Source organism: Burkholderia sp. AU33803 (assembly GCF_002223095.1).
GTDB lineage: Bacteria > Pseudomonadota > Gammaproteobacteria > Burkholderiales > Burkholderiaceae > Burkholderia.
This window is the reverse complement of sequence record NZ_NKFJ01000006.1, coordinates 1,854,080-1,868,940: the sequence shown is the minus strand read 5'-3', so window position 1 is coordinate 1,868,940 and position 14,861 is coordinate 1,854,080. Positions and strand designations below refer to the sequence as shown.

Here is a 14,861-nt window from a genome sequence, read left to right as displayed (position 1 = left end):
ATGGTACAGCGAACCGGGCGGGACGGCGATCTGTGCGGCCGCATGGCTTCGCCCGGTGTCGCTCGCGGCGTGCCGCGCGGCGATCACTCGTCCGGATGGAAGCCGAGATAACTGGCGTGCGGGTTGGCGCTACCGGCACGCTGGCTTGCCGCGCCGACCGACCCGAGCGCATCCAGCGTCGACGTACGGTTCGACACCAGCGTCCAGGCGATGGTGTCGTCGGCGCCGGCCGGGGCCGAGTCCGACGCGCGCTGCGCCGTCAAAGCCGTCAGCGCGGCGAGCAGCGCGGCAGCCGGCGGCGCATGGACCGCGAACCCTTCGTTGGCCACCGCCGCCGTATCGATCCCCAGTACCTTGCACAACCGCGCCCGCAGTGGCGTCTCGGCTTCGCTCGCCGCACGCGAGCGCGCGATGTTCTCGCGGGTGGCCGCGTCGACGATCGTGCCGCCGCGGACGAACGGCGCCTGCTGCCACGCATCGGGCGTGCATTGCTTGCCGTCCGGCACCAGCGGCACGAACGGATTCACTTCGGCCGGATAGATCCGGCACACGAGCGGACGCGCGTCGTAGATCGCGCACCGCATGTCATCGCCGAGGTTCGGGCACGGCCCGGCATGGGTCGCGGTGAGCATGACCGTGATGCGCACGGGCAGCGAGCCGCTGAGCGCGGCGCTCGAGCGCACGCGCTTGTACGCGGCGAACCCGTTGTCGGGCTCGGGCTCGACGAGCCACGGCATCGCATCGCACAGCAGCTCCACGTGACCGCCGCGCTGCAACCATGCTGTCGCCTCGTCAATCGTCAGCGGAATGCGCAGGTCGTGGCAGCATCCGCCGCAGCCGTTGCAGGCAAAGTCGAGGTCGGTGGGGGTGTCGTTCATGCTTGATTCGGTACGGGTAACGGGGGGCGTGAAGCGTCGCGAAGTGGCAGCGGTTTCGTTTACCCAGTGAGCAAAGGCGCGACCCGGCGCCGCAGCTCGGGCACGACGTCGGCGTCGAACCACGGGTGGTGCTTGAACCACGCCTGGTTGCGCGGCGACGGATGCGGCAGCGGCAACACGTCGGGGCCATAGTCGCGCCAGGCGTGCACGGTGTCGGTCAGCGAGGCCTTGCGCGACTCGCGCAGGAAATGCCGCTGCGCGTACTGGCCGACCAGCAGCGTGAGCCGGATCGACGGCAACTCGGCGAGCAACCGGTCGATCCAGAGCGGCGCGCATTCGGGGCGCGGCGGGTTGTCTCCGCTGGCGCCGCGGCCCGGGTAGCAGAAGCCCATCGGCACGATCGCGAAGCGCGTCTCGTCGTAGAACGTGTCGGCGTCGACGTCGAGCCAGCCGCGCAGCCGTTTGCCGCTGGCGTCGTCCCACGGGATGCCGCTCTCATGGACGCGGGCGCCCGGCGCCTGCCCGACGATCAGGATGCGCGCGTCGCGATGGGCCCGCACGACGGGGCGCGGGCCGAGCGGCAGGTCGGCTTCGCAGGCACGGCACGCGCGGATTTCGGTGAGCAGCACGTCGAGCGGCGCGCGCGTGGGTTTCGGCATCGAATCGGATCGGGGACGGAGGGGTCATGCGGCGTCACCCGGGGCCGCGTGCCGGACGCCGGCAGGCGGCCCGGACAGGCAAGGCGCGGGAGCGCGCGCCGCCTGCATCACGCGGTGCGCATCACGCCGGCGACAGGCCCGATGCGCCGCTTTCGGCGACGGCAGCATCATACAACGCGGTTTGCGCGATCGCCCGGGCGATCGCCGCGTCGTCGTGCGCGCCGTCGAGCATGCCCCAGCGCCGGTATTGGGACAGGAACCACTCGCCTTCGCGCGGATCGGGGCGGTTCACGGCGCCGCCGTCGTGGAAGCGGATCGGCAGCGGCGGCACGGCGAACGGGCCGGAGCCGTAGTCACCGAGCAGGCGCGGCGCGATCAGCCGGGCGGGCACACCCAGCGCATCGGGCGACGCGAGCCAGTCGGCCGCTTCGCGACGGTGCGCGGCGTTGTCGAGCCAGGCGCACGCATCGACGAGGGTGCGGATCAGCGCGCGGGCCGTGGCCGGATACAGCGCGACGAAATCGCGCCGGGCCGCGAGCACCTTCTCCGGATGATCGGGCCAGATCTCGCTCGTGACGGCAACGGTCCGCCCCGCGCCGCAGGCCTCGGCCACCGCATGCCACGGCTCGCCGGCGCAGAAGCCGTCGAGTTCGCCGCCGGCGAGCGCGGCCACCATCTCCGGCGGCGGGATCACGACGCTGCGCACGTCGCGCAGCGGATCGACGTCGTGCGACGCGAGCCAGTGGTTCAGCCACATCGCGTGCGTGCCGGTCGGGAACGTCTGCGCGAGGAGCGGCTTGCGGCCGAGCGTCGCGAACGCATCGCGCACGCTGCCACTGGCGCGATATGCGTCGGCGAGGCCGCGCGACAACGAGATCGCCTGGCCGTTGCGGTTCAGCACCATCAGCGCGGCCATGTCGGCCTGCGGGCCGCCGATGCCGAGCTGCAATCCGCAGACGAGCCCGTACAGCGCATGCGCGGCGTCGAGCTCGCCGCTCAGCAGCTTGTCGCGCACGGTGGCCCACGACGGCTGGCGGCTGAGCTCGAGCGTGAGGCCGTGCCGTTCGCCGAGGTTCAGGCGCTGCGCGACGATCAGCGGGGCCGCGTCGCTCAGCGCGACGAACCCGAGGCGAAGATGTGCGCGTTCCGGCGCGGCGGGAGAAGAGGTATCCATGGCATTCATGACTGGGGTGACGCGTCGAGCAGTTGCCGCGCGACGTCGACGATGCGCAGGCCCTGATCCATCGCGCGCTTGCGCAGCGTCGCGTAGGCGTCGTGTTCGGACACCTTGCGCTCGTCCATCAGCAGGCGCTTCGCGCGGTCGATCAGCTTGCGCTCCGCGAGCTCGCGCTCGACGTCGGCCAGCCGGCGGCGCAGCGCGTCGTCGTGCGAGAAGCGGGCGAGCGCGACTTCGAGAATCGGCGCGAGGCGCTCGGCCGACAGCCCTTCGACGAGATACGCGCTGACGCCCGCGCCGACCGCCGCGCGGATCAGCGACTGGTTGGCGTCGTGACTGAACATCAGCACGGGGCGCGGCGCGGTGGCGTGCATCACGGCAAGCTGCTCGAGCGTGTCGCGCGACGGGGAATCGGTATCGATGATCACGACGTCGGGATGCTGCTCCTCGACGGCGGCCGGCAGGCGCGCGGGCGTCGCGACGTCGTTCAGCATCTCGTAGCCGAGGTGCGCGAGCGCCTCGCCGAGCTCGCCGATCGGCTTGTCGGTGTCGGTGACGAGCAGCACGCGCAGGCGGGGGGTAGAAGCAGACGGACTCATGACGCGGCCGGCGGCGGCGAAATCGTGGCGCGATGGGCGGATCGGGGGCGGCGGCCCCGTGCGGACATCGGGTCGGTGCCGCGCGCGATGGCCCGGCGGCCGGCGCCGCTGTCTTCATGATAGGTGGGCGGCTGGTGCCGCGTGGCGTCGCGCATGCTACGCGGCCCGGGACAAGGCCGTTTCGATCGCGGCGCCCGCGTCCGGCACGTGCTGCACGGCGGCTTCGCCGATCGCGCCGCCGACGAGGATCACGGCCGGGCTGCCGAGCCGCGCGGCGTCGATGCCGCGCGCGAGACCGCCGAGCGTGCCGGTCCAGCGGCGTTCGTCGGGCGTGCCGGCCCATTGCACGGCCGCGGCCGGCGTCGCGGGCGGCAGCACGGCGAGCAGGCCGACGGCAATGCGGTCGACGCGGCTCATGCCCATGTAGATCGCGAGCGTGGTGCCGCTCGACGCGAGACGCGCCCAGTCGGGTTCGCCGTGGTCCTGACGGTGCGCGGTGACGAAGGTGACGCCGTGGCAATGCGCGCGGTGCGTGAGCGAGATGCCGAGGCTCGCGGCGGCCGCGAAGCCCGACGAGATGCCGTTGACGATCTCGACCGGGATCGCGGCGGCGCGCAGCGTCGCGAGTTCTTCGCCGGCGCGCCCGAACAGCAGCGCATCGCCGCCTTTCACGCGCACCACGTGGGCGCCGCGCAGCGCGCAGCGGCGCATCAGCTTCTCGATGAATGCCTGCGGCGTGGAGCGGCAGCCGCCGCGCTTGCCGACGCGGATCACGCGTGCCTGCGGCGCGAGCTCGACGATGCCGGGCGCGACGAGATCGTCGAGCAGCAGCACGTCGGCGGCGGCCAGCGCCTTCGCGGCCTTCAGCGTGAGGAGATCGGGATCGCCGGGGCCGGCGCCCAGCAGCGTGACTTTGCCTGTCGTCATGTCGTGTTCCAGTGCCGCCGGCAGGCGGCGGTCGATAGCGCGTTGTGTTGCGCGGCGGCGGCGGGCGGTCGAAACGCACCGGCATCCGGCCGTGCCGCGCACGGAGGGACGCCGTTGTCCTGATCGGCCCGCCGGAATGACGGGCATGGGTTGCGGGGACTGCCCACCGGCGCCGTTGCCGGTGTCATCAGCGGATTCAGCAATATCCGGGCCAACCGGCATGACGCGTCGCGTCGCGGCGGCGGCAACGGCGCGCGTTGCGCCGCGCGATGGCCGCGCGTGCCCATGCAGTCGTCGCGCCAAAGCAGCCGCCATGCCGAATCGGCGTGCATCGTGCCCCGTCGGCGCGCACCGCGATGTCGCACGGCGACAGTGCTGCATCGCACCACATCTGTGCCTCGCTGCCTCACGACGCATCCTGGGTCGCACGAAGACGCGCGTCGTGCAACGCCCGACGAGCCTTGCGTGGCGCGGCTGTGGGCCCGATTCGCGACGACATGGCACGGCGTTTGCGTTGGGAGGATCGGGCGGATCAATGGCGATTCGTCCGGCAGTACCGATTACCGACGCGCCCGGCAACGGGCTTCATGGGCAACGGCGTCCTACGCATCGGGTCTCGACGAGACCGGGTGCGCAGGACGCCGTTTTTCGTTTGGCGGATGACATGACCGACAAAGCTACCCGTATCGATCTCTTCAGCTTCCGCACCGCGCCGATGCGCGCGTTCCACCTGACGTGGATGGCGTTCTTCGTGTGTTTCTTCGCGTGGTTCGCGTGCGCGCCGCTGATGCCGCTGATCGCACGCGAATTCCACCTGACGGCCGCGCAGGTCGCCAACATCAACATCGCGGCGGTGGCCGCGACGATCGCCGTGCGGCTGCTGGTCGGCCCGCTGTGCGACCGCTTCGGCCCGCGCCGCGTGTACGTCGGCCTGCTGCTGCTCGGCGCGATCCCCGTGTTCGCGGTGTCGTTCACGCACGACTACCTGTCGTTCCTGATCTGCCGGCTCGGCATCGGCGCGATCGGCGCGGGCTTCGTGATCACGCAGTACCACACGTCGGTGATGTTCGCGCCGAACGTGGTCGGCACCGCGAACGCGACGACGGCCGGCTGGGGTAACGCCGGCGCAGGCGCCACGCAGGCGCTGATGCCGCTGCTCGTCGCCGCCGGCCTGATGCTCGGCTTCGGCGAGGATTCGTCGTGGCGCATCGCGCTGGTCGTGCCGGGCGTCGCGATGCTCGTGATGGCCTGGGCGTACTGGCGCTTCACGCAGGACTGCCCGCAAGGCGACATCATCGCGCTGCGCCAGGCGGGCGTGACGGTCGACAGCGGCAAGAAGGGCGGCTGGGCGAGCTTCTTCGCGGCCTGCGGCAACTATCGCGTGTGGATGCTGTTCGTCACGTACGGCGCGTGCTTCGGCGTCGAGGTGTTCATCCACAACATCGCCGCGCTGTACTACGTCGATCACTTCAGCCTGTCGCTGAAGGACGCCGGGTTCGCGGTCGGCCTGTTCGGGCTGCTCGCGCTGTTTGCCCGTGCGCTCGGCGGCTGGCTGTCCGACAAGATCGCCGCGCGCCGCAGCCTCGACGTGCGCGCGACGCTGCTGTGCGCGCTGATCATCGGCGAAGGGCTCGGGCTGATCTGGTTCTCGCATGCGCAAAGCGTCGGCATCGCCCTCGTCGCGATGCTCACGTTCGGCCTCTTCACGCACATGGCCTGCGGCGCGACCTACGCGCTGGTGCCGTTCATCGACCGCAAGGCACTCGGCGGCGTGGCGGGGATCGTCGGCGCGGGCGGCAACGTCGGCGCGGTGGCCGCGAGCTTCCTGCTGAAGGGTGTCGGCGATGTGCAGCACACGCTGAGCCTGCTCGGGCTGGCCGTCACCGCGACCGCGCTGTGCGCGATGGCCGTGCGCTTCAGCGCGGAACACAAGGCGCGCGAAGCCGAGCTGCGCGACCGCGCGCTGGCTGCCAGCGGCGTCGCGAACTGATCGACCGAAGGAAACGTCACCATGAAACTCATCGTCATCGGCCACGGCATGGTCGGCCACAAGTTCCTCGAATGCGTCGCGGCGGAGGCGGGCGCCGCGGGCGTGCTGCAGGTCACGGTGCTCGGCGAGGAACCGCGTCCGGCGTACGATCGCGTGCACCTGTCGGAATTCTTCGCGGGCAAGTCGGCGGACGACCTGTCGCTCGTCGAACCCGGCTTCTTCGCGCGTCATCCGCAATTCGACCTGCGCCTGAACGCGCAAGTTGCGTCGATCGACCGCGCCGCGCATACGGTCACGCTCGCGTCCGGCGAAACGCTCGCGTACGACAAGCTGGTGCTCGCGACGGGTTCGCGCCCGTTCGTGCCGCCGATGCCGGGGCACGATCGTGACGGCTGCTTCGTGTACCGGACGATCGAGGATCTCGAAGCGATGCAGGCGTGCGGCACGCACGCGAAGCGCGGTGTCGTGGTCGGCGGCGGGCTGCTCGGCCTCGAATGCGCGAAGGCGCTGCGCGACATGGGGCTCGACACGCACGTCGTCGAATTCGCGCCGCGGCTGATGGCCGTGCAGGTCGACGACGGCGGCGGCCGGATGCTGCGCGCGAAGATCGAGGCGCTCGGCGTGACCGTGCATACGGGCAAGAACACGCTGGAAATCGTCGATGGCGAGGCAGGCACGCACCGGATGGCGTTCGCCGACGGCTCGCACCTCGACGCCGACATGATCGTGTTCTCGGCCGGCATCCGCCCCCGCGACGAACTGGCCCGCGCGTGCGGTCTCGACATCGGCCCGCGCGGCGGCGTCGCGATCGACGACGCGTGCCGCACGAGCGATGCCGATATCTACGCGATCGGCGAATGCGCGGCCTGGAACGGCATGGTGTACGGCCTCGTCGCCCCCGGCTACGACATGGCGCGCGTGGTCGCGAAGCAGCTCGGCGGCGATGCGAACAGGGCAGCGGAAGCCGCCTTCGCCGGCGCCGACATGAGCACGAAGCTGAAGCTGATGGGCGTGGATGTCGCGAGCATCGGCGACGCGCACGGCACGACCGCCGGCAGCCGCACCTACCAGTACGCGGACGAGCGCCGCCAGGTCTACAAGAAGCTCGTGGTGTCCGACTGCGGCAAGTTCCTGCACGGCGCGGTGATGGTCGGCGATGCGGCCGAGTACGGCACGCTGCTGCAGATGATGCTGAATCGCATCGAGCTGCCGGAGTCGCCGGAATTCCTGATCCTGCCGTCGTCGGACGGTGTCGCGAAGCCGGCGATCGGTGTCGAGGCGCTGCCGGCGGCCGCGCAGATCTGCTCGTGCAACAACGTGTCGAAGTCGCAGATCTGCGCGGCGGTCGCCGACGGCGCGACGAGCCTCGGCGCGCTGAAGACGTGCACGGGCGCCGGCACGTCGTGCGGCGGCTGCGTGCCGCTCGTCACGCAGATCATGAAGGCCGAGATGAAGAAGCAGGGCCTCGCGGTCAACAACCATCTGTGCGAGCACTTCCCGCATTCGCGCCAGGAACTGTTCCACCTGATCCGCGTCGAGCGCATCACGACCTTCGACGAACTGCTCGCGAAGCACGGCCACGGCCTTGGCTGCGACGTGTGCAAGCCGGCGGTGGCGGGCATCCTCGCGTCGTGCTTCAACGAATTCGTGCTGAAGAAGGAGCACGCGGGGCTGCAGGATTCGAACGACTACTATCTCGCGAACATCCAGCGCGACGGCACGTACTCGGTCGTGCCGCGCATGCCGGGCGGCGAAGTCACGCCGGAAGGGCTGATCGCGGTCGGCCAGGTCGCGCAAAAGTATGGCCTGTACACGAAGATCACCGGCGGCCAGCGTGTCGACCTGTTCGGTGCGCGCGTCGAGCAACTGCCGTCGATCTGGGAAGAACTGATCGCGGCCGGCTTCGAATCGGGCCACGCGTACGGCAAGGCGCTGCGCACCGTGAAGTCGTGCGTCGGGTCGACGTGGTGCCGCTACGGCGTCGGCGATTCGGTCGGCCTCGCGATCGACCTGGAGAACCGCTACAAGGGGCTGCGCGCGCCGCACAAGATCAAGTTCGGCGTGTCCGGCTGCACGCGCGAGTGCGCGGAGGCACAGGGCAAGGACGTCGGCATCATCGCGACCGAGAAGGGCTGGAACCTGTACGTGTGCGGCAACGGCGGGATGAAGCCGCGTCATGCGGAACTGCTCGCGTCCGATCTCGACCGCGCGACGCTGATCCGCTACATCGACCGTCTCCTGATGTTCTACGTGCGCACCGCTGACCGGCTGCAACGCACCAGCGTGTGGCGCGACAACCTCGAAGGCGGCCTCGACTACCTGATCGACGTCGTCGTGCACGACCGGCTCGGGATCGGCGCCGAACTCGAAGCCGACATGCAGCATGTGGTCGACACCTACGAGTGCGAATGGAAGAAGGCCGTGACCGATCCCGACACGCGCAAGCGCTTCCGTCATTTCGTGAACAGCGACGCGCCCGACACGACCATCGAATTCGTCGAGACGCGCGGCCAGATCCGGCCCGCGACGCCCGGCGAACGGGCGGGCGGCAAGCCGGTGTCGATTCCCGTCGTCGCTGAAGGCGTGACGCAAGCCGCCACCGAACCCGCTACCGTTTGACCCTGACCGACACCCGCGTTTTTTCCAAGGAGTCCATCATGAACGATCGTCTTCCGCTGTCCTGGACCCGCGTGTGCGCGCTCGACGACATCGTGCCCAACACCGGCGTGTGTGCGCTCGTCAACGGCGAGCAGGTCGCGGTTTTTCACGTCGCGCATGCCGAAGCCGGCGGCGTGTTCGCGATCGACAACGTCGATCCGGTGTCGCAGGCGGCCGTGATGTCGCGCGGGCTGATCGGCAGCCTCGGCGAGCGCGTGGTCGTCGCGTCGCCGCTGTACAAGCAGCACTTCGACCTGCGCACCGGCGAATGTCTCGAGGCGCCCGAGCAGTCGGTGAGCGCGTATCCGTCGCGGGTCGAGGACGGTTTCGTGTGGATCGCGGCCTGACCGCCCCGGAGCGCGCATGACCGCCACCCCCGTCAAGAGCGTGTGCCCGTACTGCGGCGTCGGCTGCGGGATGGTGCTGCACGTCGAGGAAGGCGAAGTCGTCAAGGTGTCCGGCGACGCCGACCATCCGACCAACTTCGGGCGGCTGTGCACGAAGGGCGCGTCGGCGCACGTCGCGCTGCGCCGCTCGGGGCGGCTCGACCGCGCGTTCGTGCGGCGGGCGCGCGAGGACGACCTGGTGCCGCTGCCGGCCCGCGACGCGATCGCCGATACCGCGCGCCGCCTGCGCGCGGTGCTCGATACGCACGGGCCCGACGCGCTGTCGTTCTACGTATCGGGGCAGATGTCGATCGAGGCGCAATACCTCGTCAACAAGCTCGCGAAGGGCTTCGTCGGCACCCGCAACATCGAGTCGAATTCGCGCCTGTGCATGGCGAGCGCGGGCACCGGCTACAAGCAGTCGCTCGGCGCGGACGGCCCGCCCGGGTCGTACCAGGATTTCGATCGCGCGAACCTGTTCTTCGTGATCGGCGCGAACATGGCTGACTGTCATCCGATCCTGTTCCTGCGGATGATGGATCGCGTGAAGGCCGGCGCGAAGCTGATCGTCGTCGATCCGCGCCGCACCGGCACGGCCGACAAGGCCGACCTGTTCCTGCAGATCCGGCCGGGCACCGATCTCGCGCTGGCCAACGGGCTGCTGCATCTGCTGCATGCGAACGGCCGCACGGATGCCGCATTCATCGACGCGTACACCGAAGGCTGGGACGCGATGCCCGCGTTCCTCGCCGACTACACGCCCGAGCGTGTCGCCGACATCACCGGGCTCGCGGAAGCCGATCTGCGCACGGCCGCGCAGTGGATCGGCGACGCGCAGGAGTGGATGAGCTGCTGGACGATGGGGCTCAACCAGAGCACGCACGGCGTGTGGAACACCAATGCGATCTGCAACCTGCATCTCGCGACGGGCAAGATCTGCCGCACCGGCAGCGGCCCGTTCTCGCTGACCGGCCAGCCGAACGCGATGGGCGGGCGCGAGATGGGCTACATGGGCCCCGGGCTGCCGGGCCAGCGCTCGGTGGCGTCCGACGACGATCGCCGTTTCGTCGAGAACCTGTGGCGCGTGCCGGCCGGCACGCTGCGCAAGGAGGCGGGGCAAGGCACGGTCGACATGTTCTCGCGGATGGCGGCCGGCGACATCAAGGCCTGCTGGATCATCTGCACGAACCCGGTCGCCACGGTGCCGAACCGGCAGAACGTGATCGCCGGGTTGCAGGCCGCCGAGCTCGTGATCGCGCAGGATGCCTTCCTCGACACCGAGACCAACCGCTATGCGGATATCCTGCTGCCCGGCGCGCTGTGGGCGGAAGGCGACGGCGTGATGGTCAACTCCGAGCGCAACATGACGCTGATGCGCGCGGCGGTCGCGCCGCCGGGCGACGCGCTGCCCGACTGGCGCATCGTCGCGGACGTCGCGCGTGCGATGGGCTTCGGCGATGCGTTCGATTATGCGTCGGCGGCCGACGTGTTCGACGAGATCGTGCGCTTCTCGAATCCGGCGACCGGCTACGACCTGCGCGGCGCGAGCCATGCGGTGCTGCGCGACGGGCCCGTGCAGTGGCCGGTCGCGCCGGGCACCGCGCGCGAACGGCACCCGATCCGCTACCTGAACGACGGCGTGAGCCAGACGCTGCGCGCGGCGGGCGACGGTGACGCGACCGACGCGCCGCGCCTCGCGTTCCCGACGCCGTCGGGCAAGGCACGCTTCTTCGCGCGGCCGCACGTCGCGCCGGCCGAGCGGCCCGACGACACGTTCCCGATCGTGCTGAACACCGGGCGGCTGCAGCATCAATGGCACACGATGACGAAGACGGGCAAGGTCGCGATGCTGAACAAGCTCAACCCGCGCCCGTTCGTCGAGCTGCACCCGGACGATGCGAGCGCGCTCGGCATCGCCGCGAAAGACAGCGTCGAGATCCGTTCGGCACGCGGCCGCGCGGTGCTGCCGGCGGTCGTGACCGAGCGCGTGCGGCGCGGCAACTGCTTCGCGCCGATGCACTGGAACGACGTGTACGGCGACGACCTGTGCATCAACGCGGTGACGAACGACGCGATCGATTCCGAATCGCAGCAACCCGAACTGAAATACTGCGCGGTCGCGCTGCGGCGCGTCGAGACCGATGCGTTCGCGTCCGCCGATGAAGCGACCGCGCAACCCGATGCACGCGCCGACGACACGCAGCCCGTGCCGGCGACGGCGCAGGCGCTTGCTTCACAGGAATCCGACATGGCAGACCTCGACACTTTCGCGGCCGCGCTCGGCGTGGCCGACCTCGCGCCGCCGCCGTTGACGGACACCGAACGGCTGTACGTGGCCGGCCTCGTCAGCGGGCTGAAGGCGAGCGCCGGCCGGCGCGAGGGCGGCGTGCCCGTGCTGCCGGCCGGCGCGCCGCTCACGCCACCGGTGCGGTTCTGGCTCGACGGCATGCTGGCCGGCCTGTTCAGCCGCTCGCTGCCGGCGCGCGTGCCGGGTGCCGCGGCGCCTGCGCCGACGGCCGATGCCGCTGCGTCGGGCGGCGTGCGGATCGTGCGCGCGCGGCCGAAGGTCGTGCTGCTGTGGGCATCGCAGACCGGCAACATCGAATCGTTGACCGAGGATTACGCGACGCAACTGATGAACGCGGGCTTCGAGATCCGCACGGCATGCATGTCCGACTATCCGGTGGCGTCGCTGGCCGGCGCGCAATACGTGCTGCTGATGACCAGCACGTTCGGCGACGGCGATGCGCCCGACAACGGCAGCGAATTCTGGGACGCGCTGCGGGCCGGCAGCGCCGCGCGCCTCGACGGCGTGCACTTCGCGGTGCTCGCGTTCGGCGATCGCAACTACGACCAGTTCTGCGGCCACGGCCGCCGGCTCGACGCACGGCTTGCGGAGCTCGGCGCAGCGCGCCTGTGCGCACGCGTCGATTGCGACGTCGAATTCCAGCACGATGCCGACCAGTGGCTCGAACGCGTCGTCGCGCGGATCAAGGACGCCGATGCCGCGCTGCACGCGGTGCCGAGCGGCGGGATCAGCCCGTCGGGGCTGCTGCCGACCAAGGCATATCCGGCGCCGTCGAAGCTCGTCGCGAACCTGCGGCTGAACCGTCCGGGCGCGGCGAAGGACACGCGCTACGTGTCGCTGTCGACCGAAGGCGCGAACCTCGAATACGAAGCCGGCGACGCGCTCGGCGTGTGGCCGACCAACTGCCCGGAGCTGGTCGACGAGCTGCTGTCGGTCACCGCGCTGAAGGCCGATGCGCCGGTGTCGGTGGCGGGCGTCGGCGACGTGCGCCTCGGCGACGCGCTCGCACGCCACTTCGACATCACGCGCCCGCATCCGGACACGCTTGCGTTCATCGCATCGCGCAGCGCGAACGGCGCGCTGAAGTCGCTACTGGCCGACGACCGCAAGGGCGACCTGAAGCAATGGCTGTGGGGGCAGCAGCTTGCAGATGTGCTGCACGAGTTTCCGGTCGAGCTGTCGGGCACGGAGCTGGTCGGGATGCTCAAGCGCATGCAGCCGCGCCTCTATTCGATCGCGTCGAGCCCGAGCGCGCACCCGGGCGAGATCCACCTGACCGTGTCGGCCGTGCGCTATCACAACGGCCGGCGTGCGCGCAAAGGCGTGGCGTCGACGTTCCTCGCCGACCGCGCGGACGACGGCCGCGTGCCGGTATTCGTGCAGAAGTCCGCGCATTTCCGGCCGCCGGCGAACGGCGACGTGCCGATCGTGATGATCGGCCCCGGTACCGGCGTCGCGCCGTTCCGCGGTTTCCTGCACGAGCGGCAGGCACGCGGCGCGCGCGGGCGCAACTGGCTGTTCTTCGGCGAGCAGCACGCGCAGACCGACTTCTACTACGGTGACGAACTGTGTGCGATGCACGACAGTGGCTTCCTGACGCGGCTCGACCTCGCGTTCTCGCGCGACCAGGCCGACAAGATCTACGTGCAGGACCGGATGCACGAGCAGGGCGCCGAGCTGTTCGCGTGGCTGGAGGAAGGCGCGCACTTCTACGTGTGCGGCGATGCCGCGCGGATGGCGAAGGATGTCGACACGGCGCTGAAGGCGGTGGTCGCGGAGCACGGCGGGATGTCGGATGAAGCCGCGAACGATTATGTCGCGCGGCTTTCGAAGGCGCGGCGCTACGTGCGGGACGTGTACTGAACGTCGGCGGCGCGGGCCCGGCGGGTTACGCGTGATCGTCCGGTTGCGGCCGGCCGAACCACTGCCGGCTCGAGCGCGACAGCAACAGCAAGGTCGCCAGCGTGAACAGGCAGTAGACGGCGCTCAGGAAATCGGCCGGCCGATGGGCGGCCGTAAAGGCCATCAATGCGAGCATGGCGATGACCAGCCCGATCATCGTGACGCGCGCCCAGTTCTTCCGGCGCGCGATCTGCACGACGAGCAGCGCGAGGACGAGGGCGATCGCGATGAAGGCCGCCGCGAGCATCTGGACGATCCTGACGCGTAACGCGTCGCCCGAGACGCGGTCGAGCAGGGCCGGAACGATGGCCGACTCGAAAATGGCAACGCGGTACGAGAAGATGCACCACGCGCCAGCCAGCAGCGTGACGGCCACCCGGACCGTTTCCGGCGTATCTCCGCCGAAAATCGGCATATTCTTCAGCGAAGTCATTTTCATTCCGATGGGTTCCTTCGCGGCGGCGGGCATGCCGCTTGCGCTCGGCTGGCGGCGTCGCGGCCGCAGGCGGGAATCGATCGTCGCATCGTAGCACAGGCGTCGGCGCCGGCAACGGCCGGTTCGTTCCGCAGCCGGCGCACACCTTCCTTCACGATCGACCGGAGCAAACATGAAGACGAGATTCGTCAGGGCGGCGGCCCGGGCCGCGACCATCGGCATCCTGATGGCGGCAGCGGCATGGCACCTGCCCGCTGCCGCGCAGGGCACGTCGTCGCCCGTCGGTTCGGCCGCCGCGACCCCCGACAACGCAATACTGCTCACGGTATTCCTGAAACACGATCAGTCGCGCCCGCTGGCCGAGCTGAATGCGCAGCTCGCAAAGCAGGGGTTCTACAAGGCGTTTCCGCCGCCGGGTGTCGAAGTGGTGAGCTGGACCGTGACGATGGGGATCGGGCAGATCGTCGTGTTGCGGCTGCCGGCGTCGCGGCTGCGCGAGGTCAATCGCGTGCTCGAGGATACGGCGTGGGGCGCGTACCGGACGGAGTTCTATCCGACTTACGACTACAAGGCGATCGGGTTGGGGGAGCATGAGCGGGCGAAGTGACGGGAAGTGGGATGCTTGCCTAGGATCGGCGCGTGCCGTCCCCGAAAAGCCGCGCGGCATTGCGCATTTGTCCCTGGCCGCGCGGGCGCGCCCGGCGATTTTTTCCCAAATGCATCAGAAGTCATTCATCAGATGAAAAAACCATGCCGGTTCCCGGTATGATGCGCACCTTGCGTTGCAGGACGCCTTGTCTCTTTATGCGTTTTTGATGGACGAGATACCACAAATACGCACAAAGCCGACGTGAAAGATTCTGTAATATAAATTCCGTATACTCGTAAGTTCTGACCCAGGCGCCTCCGAGCCCGTCTTCGGCCGGCCGCCCACGCAGAAC

Annotated in this window: 11 protein-coding genes; 5 read left to right on the top strand and 6 right to left on the bottom strand. The window is 69.8% G+C overall.

Annotated elements, in window-relative coordinates:
* Nucleotides 1-83: 83 nt before the first annotated feature.
* The 5 genes from CFB41_RS25660 to cobA form a co-directional block, all read right to left on the bottom strand.
* Nucleotides 84-878 (bottom strand): YkgJ family cysteine cluster protein, encoded by a 795-nt coding sequence (locus CFB41_RS25660; RefSeq protein ID WP_089458381.1) that lies wholly within the window; start codon nucleotides 876-878, stop codon nucleotides 84-86.
* Nucleotides 879-937: 59 nt separating this feature from the next.
* The gene (locus CFB41_RS25655) at nucleotides 938-1,537 is read right to left on the bottom strand and encodes a uracil-DNA glycosylase family protein (protein WP_089458380.1); all 600 of its coding nucleotides are present in this window, start codon (nucleotides 1,535-1,537) and stop codon (nucleotides 938-940) included.
* 121 nt (nucleotides 1,538-1,658) lie between these two features.
* Nucleotides 1,659-2,711, bottom strand: coding sequence for a CmpA/NrtA family ABC transporter substrate-binding protein (locus tag CFB41_RS25650; RefSeq protein ID WP_089458379.1), 1,053 nt, complete (start codon nucleotides 2,709-2,711; stop codon nucleotides 1,659-1,661).
* Between the two features lie 5 nt (nucleotides 2,712-2,716).
* Complete coding sequence (locus tag CFB41_RS25645) at nucleotides 2,717-3,313, bottom strand: ANTAR domain-containing response regulator (protein ID WP_089458378.1); 597 nt, start codon at nucleotides 3,311-3,313, stop codon at nucleotides 2,717-2,719.
* Between the two features lie 156 nt (nucleotides 3,314-3,469).
* Nucleotides 3,470-4,240 carry a uroporphyrinogen-III C-methyltransferase gene (cobA, locus tag CFB41_RS25640; protein WP_089458377.1) on the bottom strand — a complete coding sequence of 257 codons (771 nt, stop codon included), beginning with the start codon at nucleotides 4,238-4,240 and terminating at the stop codon, nucleotides 3,470-3,472.
* A gap of 664 nt (nucleotides 4,241-4,904) precedes the next feature.
* On the opposite strand from cobA, the gene CFB41_RS25630 reads away from it, so the two are divergent.
* The 4 genes from CFB41_RS25630 to CFB41_RS25615 are packed head-to-tail and all read left to right on the top strand — an operon-like array spanning nucleotide 4,905 to nucleotide 13,445.
* Nucleotides 4,905-6,230 carry an MFS transporter gene (locus CFB41_RS25630; RefSeq protein WP_089458376.1) on the top strand — a complete coding sequence of 442 codons (1,326 nt, stop codon included), beginning with the start codon at nucleotides 4,905-4,907 and terminating at the stop codon, nucleotides 6,228-6,230.
* Nucleotides 6,231-6,251: 21 nt separating this feature from the next.
* Nucleotides 6,252-8,849, top strand: coding sequence for a nitrite reductase large subunit NirB (nirB, locus tag CFB41_RS25625; RefSeq protein ID WP_089458375.1), 2,598 nt, complete (start codon nucleotides 6,252-6,254; stop codon nucleotides 8,847-8,849).
* Nucleotides 8,850-8,887: 38 nt separating this feature from the next.
* Entirely contained in the window at nucleotides 8,888-9,235 is a 348-nt protein-coding gene (gene nirD / locus CFB41_RS25620) for a nitrite reductase small subunit NirD (protein ID WP_089432814.1), read from the top strand.
* 16 nt (nucleotides 9,236-9,251) lie between these two features.
* The gene (locus tag CFB41_RS25615) at nucleotides 9,252-13,445 is read left to right on the top strand and encodes a bifunctional nitrate reductase/sulfite reductase flavoprotein subunit alpha (RefSeq protein WP_089458374.1); all 4,194 of its coding nucleotides are present in this window, start codon (nucleotides 9,252-9,254) and stop codon (nucleotides 13,443-13,445) included.
* A gap of 25 nt (nucleotides 13,446-13,470) precedes the next feature.
* Here CFB41_RS25615 and CFB41_RS25610 read toward each other — a convergent pair whose 3' ends face one another.
* The gene (locus CFB41_RS25610; protein ID WP_179250162.1) at nucleotides 13,471-13,953 is read right to left on the bottom strand and encodes a hypothetical protein; all 483 of its coding nucleotides are present in this window, start codon (nucleotides 13,951-13,953) and stop codon (nucleotides 13,471-13,473) included.
* Between the two features lie 193 nt (nucleotides 13,954-14,146).
* Between CFB41_RS25610 and CFB41_RS25605 the strand changes: the two genes are divergently transcribed.
* A complete protein-coding gene (locus tag CFB41_RS25605; RefSeq protein ID WP_256941279.1) occupies nucleotides 14,147-14,527 on the top strand; it encodes a hypothetical protein in 381 nt (126 codons plus the stop codon).
* Nucleotides 14,528-14,861: the final 334 nt, after the last annotated feature.

Bases quoted from the DNA above. Each gene is read 5' to 3' on its own strand.
- CFB41_RS25610 (WP_179250162.1), bottom strand. From the start codon at position 13,953: ATGCCCGCCGCCGCGAAGGAACCCATCGGAATGAAAATGACTTCGCTG.
- CFB41_RS25660 (WP_089458381.1), bottom strand. From the start codon at position 878: ATGAACGACACCCCCACCGACCTCGACTTTGCCTGCAACGGCTGCGGC.
- nirB (WP_089458375.1), top strand. From the start codon at position 6,252: ATGAAACTCATCGTCATCGGCCACGGCATGGTCGGCCACAAGTTCCTC.
- CFB41_RS25605 (WP_256941279.1), top strand. From the start codon at position 14,147: ATGGCGGCAGCGGCATGGCACCTGCCCGCTGCCGCGCAGGGCACGTCG.
- CFB41_RS25645 (WP_089458378.1), bottom strand. From the start codon at position 3,313: ATGAGTCCGTCTGCTTCTACCCCCCGCCTGCGCGTGCTGCTCGTCACC.
- nirD (WP_089432814.1), top strand. From the start codon at position 8,888: ATGAACGATCGTCTTCCGCTGTCCTGGACCCGCGTGTGCGCGCTCGAC.
- CFB41_RS25615 (WP_089458374.1), top strand. From the start codon at position 9,252: ATGACCGCCACCCCCGTCAAGAGCGTGTGCCCGTACTGCGGCGTCGGC.
- CFB41_RS25630 (WP_089458376.1), top strand. From the start codon at position 4,905: ATGACCGACAAAGCTACCCGTATCGATCTCTTCAGCTTCCGCACCGCG.
- CFB41_RS25655 (WP_089458380.1), bottom strand. From the start codon at position 1,537: ATGCCGAAACCCACGCGCGCGCCGCTCGACGTGCTGCTCACCGAAATC.
- cobA (WP_089458377.1), bottom strand. From the start codon at position 4,240: ATGACGACAGGCAAAGTCACGCTGCTGGGCGCCGGCCCCGGCGATCCC.
- CFB41_RS25650 (WP_089458379.1), bottom strand. From the start codon at position 2,711: ATGGATACCTCTTCTCCCGCCGCGCCGGAACGCGCACATCTTCGCCTC.